Below are 1,194 nucleotides of genomic sequence, written 5' to 3'. Positions count from 1 at the left end.
CGTCTATCTCCGCGATGCCAGAGAAGGCGCCAAGGTCACCGGTGATGGAACGGTGACCACGGCCGTCATCCAGGAGCTGAACACCGGGCAACAGGTCAATGCAAAGTGGCATTTGGTCAAGGCGATGAACCTGATGCGCAGACTCGCCGAACTGCTCGACAACGACCGCCTTCAAAAAATGCACAAGGGAACCGACCTCCTCACCGAGGAAATTCGCAAGATCGCGCGGGCGCAAGCCGGGAAAATTTGAAGCGCGCTCAACGGCAACGACGTCACTGGCGGCGTGACCAAATACCTGACCGAGGACGAGTCCGACGGGCGGCAGTTCCGAGGCGCCCGGAAGAACACCGTCGCCAAAAAGGCCGTGAGCGACATCACCGGTCAGAGATTCGAGGTCGCCCCCCGGGACCGGGCCCCCAACCCTCGCCCCCGCCAGACAGGCAAGCCCCACATGAAGGGATTCATGAAGGGCTTCGGTATCGTCGGCAGCGCCGTCGGTCTGGCCCAGTACCCGGAGCAGGTCTACAACTACGGCTGGAAGGAAGGCACCAGAAGTACTCTGGAAGGCTTCCTCGATCCGTTCGAAATCGTTCCGGACGGTCAAGGTGTCGGTTGCGCGCTCTTCAGCGACTGCTATGCCGAAGCCGCTCCCGTGGCATGAGTGGTGGGAACCGGTCCGGGAGCGCCTTGTAGGATTCCGGGACGCTCTCGGGCCGGTCCCCGGCAAAAAAATAGATTCGGATGAACATGACGGCATTTATCACGGGTGAGAATTTTCTCGACGAAATCCTGGACCAGGTACCCGAGATGTCCGACCGGGTCAGGAGCCGCATCAACTCGGCTCTGTCCGACGAAACGAACTCCGAAACGGTCGACGACATCAAGGGCGACCATTACGGCCTGCTCTGGGAACTCTTCGCATACGTCCTTGAGCCCACACTCGGCTCCGCGCAGCGTCCGGAGGATCTGGTGGAGCGGTGCTTCGCGTTCCTTGAAGGCGTCGCCTCGTCCGTGAGTACGTCACTGCGGGGCAATCTGGATGTCGTCATCGAGGACTACCTGTCCGGTTCCCTGGGTGACACGGCCTACCCGTTCGCAGGGCCCGTCTTCCAGGCGGCCATGGTTCGGAACCTCGCCGACCAGGGCGTCGAACGCCCGGAGGAGTGGCGGTGAATCCATGACAAAGGGAACAGT

The 1,194-nt window shown here is 61.5% G+C and carries 3 protein-coding genes; all 3 read left to right on the top strand.

The annotated features are described in order from the left end of the window. A partial coding sequence (locus ACFVYN_RS41400; protein ID WP_390008115.1) for a hypothetical protein occupies positions 1-250 on the top strand: 250 nt, incomplete at its 5' end. Between the two features lie 33 nt (positions 251-283). Beyond that, complete coding sequence (locus ACFVYN_RS41395) at positions 284-661, top strand: hypothetical protein (protein WP_390008113.1); 378 nt, start codon at positions 284-286, stop codon at positions 659-661. 86 nt (positions 662-747) lie between these two features. Continuing rightward, positions 748-1,173 (top strand): hypothetical protein, encoded by a 426-nt coding sequence (locus ACFVYN_RS41390; protein WP_390008110.1) that lies wholly within the window; start codon positions 748-750, stop codon positions 1,171-1,173. Positions 1,174-1,194: the final 21 nt, after the last annotated feature.

Origin of the sequence: Streptomyces sp. NPDC058307 (genome assembly GCF_042880295.1) — a bacterium.
Taxonomy (GTDB): Bacteria; Actinomycetota; Actinomycetes; order Streptomycetales; family Streptomycetaceae; genus Streptomyces.
The sequence above is the reverse complement of the archived record's forward strand: the minus strand, read 5'-3'. Positions and strand labels throughout refer to the sequence as shown.